Annotated in this window: 3 protein-coding genes and 1 pseudogene; all 4 read left to right on the top strand. The window is 75.2% G+C overall.

What is annotated here, in order from left to right; all coding sequences use genetic code 11:
* Nucleotides 1–197: pseudogene (locus B0E53_RS33635) on the top strand (DNA polymerase Y family protein); the annotation flags it as partial.
* Between the two features lie 51 nt (nucleotides 198–248).
* Nucleotides 249–3,626 (top strand): error-prone DNA polymerase, encoded by a 3,378-nt coding sequence (locus B0E53_RS33630; protein WP_107079614.1) that lies wholly within the window; start codon nucleotides 249–251, stop codon nucleotides 3,624–3,626.
* Between the two features lie 97 nt (nucleotides 3,627–3,723).
* Nucleotides 3,724–3,903: a hypothetical protein gene (locus B0E53_RS33625; protein WP_091268414.1), complete on the top strand. Its 180-nt coding sequence runs from the start codon at nucleotides 3,724–3,726 to the stop codon at nucleotides 3,901–3,903.
* Between the two features lie 14 nt (nucleotides 3,904–3,917).
* On the top strand, nucleotides 3,918–4,160 hold a 243-nt coding region (locus tag B0E53_RS33620), incomplete at its 3' end, for a methyltransferase domain-containing protein (protein WP_210406320.1).

Genomic DNA, 4,160 nt, shown 5'->3' with positions numbered 1-4,160 from the left:
CGGCCCGGCTGACCGTCGGCGCCGGCCGGCCGGCCGAGATCGTCGGCTGGGCCGGCCCGTGGCCGGTGGACGAGCGCTGGTGGGCGCCGGCCGAGGCCCGCCGCCGGGCCCGGTTCCAGGTCTGCCTGGCCGACGGGGCCGCCCTGCTGCTCGCGGTCGAGGGCGGCCAGTGGCTGGTGGAGGCGATCTATGACTGAGTGGCACGCCCCGGCCGCGCGCCGGTGCCGCGGCCGCCGGGGAGACCGCCGGTGAGCTTCCACAATCCGAAGATGCCCTGGTCGGAGCTGGAGCAGGTGCTCTCCGGGCGGTCCGACGGGCGGTCCGGCAAGGGGCGGCCGCGGGGCGAGCGGCACCTGCACGTGGTGGACCCGCTCGCGGTCGACGCCGACGGCGGCGACTCCCCGGCGTGGAGCCGCAAGCGGCAGGAGTACGCGCCGCCGGAGCTGTCCCGCCCGGACGACGCGGTGCCCTACGCGGAGCTGCACGCGCACTCCAACTTCAGCTTCCTCGACGGCGCCAGCCACCCCGAGGAGCTGGCCGAGGAGGCCGCCCGGCTGGGGCTCACCGCGCTCGCCGTCACCGACCACGACGGCTTCTACGGCGTGGTGCGCTTCGCCGAGGCGGCCCGCGCGCTGCACCTGCCGACGGTCTTCGGCGCGGAGCTCTCCCTCGGGCTGCCCGGCCCGCAGAACGGCGAGCCGGACCCGCACGGCGCGCACCTGCTGGTGCTGGCCCACGGCCACGAGGGGTACGCCCGGCTCGCCACCACCATCGCCCGGGCCCAGCTGCGCGGCGGCGAGAAGGGCCGCCCGGTCTACGGCGAGCTGGCGGAGGTCGCCGCCGAGCTGCGCGACCACGTGCTGGTGCTCACCGGCTGCCGCAAGGGGTACGTGCCCGCCGCGCTGCTCACCGAGGGCGTCGACGCGGCGGCCCGGGAGCTGGACCGGCTCACCGCGCTCTTCGGCGCCGAGACGGTGGCGGTGGAGCTGACCGACCACGGCCACCCGCTCGACGCCGACCGCAACGACGCGCTGGCCGAGCTGGCCGCCGCGGCGGGGCTGCCCACGGTGGCCACCAACAACGTGCACTACGCCACCCCGGGGCGGCGCCGGCTGGCCACCACCGTGGCGGCGGTGCGGGCCCGGCGCAGCCTGGACGAGATCGACGGCTGGCTGCCCGCCGCCGCCACCGCCCACCTGCGCAGCGGCGCGGAGATGGCGGCGCGGTTCGCCGCGTACCCGGGTGCGGTGGCCCGGGCCGCCGAGTTCGGCGCGGAACTCGCCTTCGACCTGCAACTGGTCGCGCCGCAGCTGCCGGCGTACCCGGTGCCGCCGGGGCACACCGAGATGAGCTGGCTGCGCCACCTCACCATGGCCGGCGCCCGGGAGCGCTACGGCCCGCCCGAGGCGCACCCGGAGGCGTACGCGCAGCTGGAGCACGAGCTGCGGATGATCGAGGAGCTGGGCTTCCCCGGCTACTTCCTGGTGGTCTACGACATCGTCGCGTTCTGCCGCGAGCAGGACATCTACTGCCAGGGCCGGGGCTCGGCGGCCAACTCGGCGGTGTGCTACGCGCTGCGGATCACCAACGTGGACGCGGTGCGCCACCGGCTGCTCTTCGAGCGCTTCCTCGCGCCGGAACGGGACGGCCCGCCCGACATCGACGTGGACATCGAGTCCGACCGCCGGGAGGAGGTGATCCAGCACGTCTACGCCCGGTACGGCCGGGAGCACACCGCCCAGGTCGCCAACGTCATCTCCTACCGGCCGCGGTCGGCGGTGCGGGACGTGGCCAAGGCGTTCGGCTTCTCGCCCGGGCAGCAGGACGCCTGGAGCAAGCAGATCGACCGCTGGGGCTCGGTCGCGGCGGTCGACGTCGAGGACATCCCCGAGCAGGTGGTGGCGTACGCCAACGAGCTGCAGACGTTCCCCCGGCACCTGGGCATCCACTCCGGCGGCATGGTGATCTGCGACCGGCCGGTGATCGAGGTCTGCCCGGTGGAGTGGGGGCGGATGCCCGGCCGCAGCGTGCTCCAGTGGGACAAGGACGACTGCGCCGCCGTCGGCCTGGTCAAGTTCGACCTGCTGGGCCTCGGCATGCTCTCCGCGCTGCACTACGGCTACGACCTGATCGGGATGAGCCTGGACCTGGGCGACATGACCCTGGACGACCCCGAGGTCTACGACATGCTCTGCCGGGCCGACTCGGTCGGGGTGTTCCAGGTGGAGAGCCGCGCCCAGATGGCCACCCTGCCCCGGCTCAAGCCCCGCGAGTTCTACGACCTGGTGGTGGAGGTGGCGCTGATCCGTCCCGGCCCGATCCAGGGCGGCTCCGTGCACCCGTACATCCGGCGCAAGAACGGCCAGGAGCCGGTGACCTTCGCGCACCCGCTGATGCGCAACGCGCTGGAGAAGACCCTCGGCGTGCCGCTGTTCCAGGAGCAGCTCATGCAGCTCGCCATCGACCTGGCCGGCTTCGACGCGGCCGGGGCCGACCAGCTGCGCCGGGCCATGGGGGCGAAGCGCTCGGTGGAGCGGATGGCGCAGATCGCCGACCGGCTCTACGCCGGGATGGCCGAGCGGGGCATCACGGGCGAGCTGGCCGACGACGTCTACCGCAAGCTGACCGCGTTCGCCAGCTACGGCTTCCCGGAGAGCCACGCGATGAGCTTCGCCTACCTGGTGTACGCCAGCTCCTGGCTGAAGCGCTACCACCCGGGCCCGTTCCTGGCCGCGCTGCTCAACGCCCAGCCGATGGGATTCTACTCGCCGCAGACCCTGGTCGACGACGCCCGCCGGCACGGCGTCGAGGTCCGCCGGCCGGACATCAACGCCAGCGGCGCCAAGGCGGTGCTGGAGTCCACCCCGGAAACCCGGTGGGGGAGCCAGCCGGGCGAGCCGCCGCACGCCTGGGGGCTGGGCGGCCCGGCGGTCCGGCTGGGGCTGGGCAGCGTGCGTACCCTCGGCGACGACGTGGCCGAGCGGATCGAGGCGGAGCGGACGGCCCACGGGCCGTACCGGGACATGCCGGACCTGGCCCGCCGGGTCGGCCTGACCGCGGCGCACCTGGAGGCGCTGGCCACCGCCGACGCCTTCGCCTGTTTCGGGCTGACCCGGCGGCAGGCTCTCTGGGCCGCCGGCGCGGCGGCCCAGGACCGGCCGGGCCGGCTGCCCGGCACGGTGACCGGCACGACCCCGCCCACCCTGCCCGGGATGGAGGCGGTGGACCGCCTGGTCGCCGACGTCTGGGCCACCGGCCTGTCCCCGGAGAGCCACCCGGCCCGGTTCATCCGGGACCGGCTGGACGCCCTGGGCGCGGTGCCGATCGCCCGGCTGGGCCGGGTGGAGCCCGGGCAGCGGATCCGGGTCGGCGGGATCGTCACCCACCGGCAGCGCCCGGCGACCGCCGGCGGGGTCACCTTCCTGAACCTGGAGGACGAGACCGGCATGCTCAATGTCACTTGCTCCCCGGGGCTCTGGCAGCGCTACCGTCGAATCGCCCGCACCAGCGGCGCGCTGGTGGTGCGGGGCCGGTTGCAGCGGCACGAGGGCGTCATCAGCCTCACCGCGGACCGGCTGGACGCGATCGAGCCCCCCGTCACGCCGGCGTCCCGGGATTTCCGTTGAGATCAGTGATCCACATTACGGTTTCCCGGCCCCGGACGCGGGAGACTCCCGGGCACGGGTGGGCAGAGTGGCCTACCCGGGTATGGGGGATGAACCGATGACCTTTCACAGCACGTACCCCGGTGGCGTGGCGAACGCCCGACGGACCCGGCTGGGCGCCGGCTGGGCGCCGACCCACGAGGTGGAGCCGCGGGAATACCAGGTGACCGACGGGCCGGTGGCCAACGCCCAGCGGTCCCGCGCCGAGGAGGACCCCGCCGGCGGTGGCGAGTCCTGACCCCGGGCCCGGGGGTGACTAGGCTCGGCGGCGTGGAGCGCACCCGAACCCTGACCCCCCGCACCGCCGTGATCTGGGCGGTGCTCCGGGCCGAGCTGGACCGGCGGGCCGGCGAGCGGCTCACCGTGCTCGACGTCGGCGGCGGGACCGGCGGCTTCGCCGTCCCGCTCGCCGAGGCCGGCCACCGGGTCACCGTGGTCGACGCCAGCCCCGACGCGCTCGCCGCGCTGACCCGCCGGGCCGCCGAGGCCGGGGTC

The sequence above is a fragment of the Micromonospora sp. MH33 genome, assembly GCF_003013775.1.
Taxonomy (GTDB): domain Bacteria; phylum Actinomycetota; class Actinomycetes; order Mycobacteriales; family Micromonosporaceae; genus Micromonospora; species Micromonospora fulviviridis.
This window is presented reverse-complemented; position numbering and strand designations above follow the sequence as displayed.

Bases quoted from the DNA above. Each gene is read 5' to 3' on its own strand.
- B0E53_RS33625 (WP_091268414.1), top strand. From the start codon at position 3,724: ATGACCTTTCACAGCACGTACCCCGGTGGCGTGGCGAACGCCCGACGG.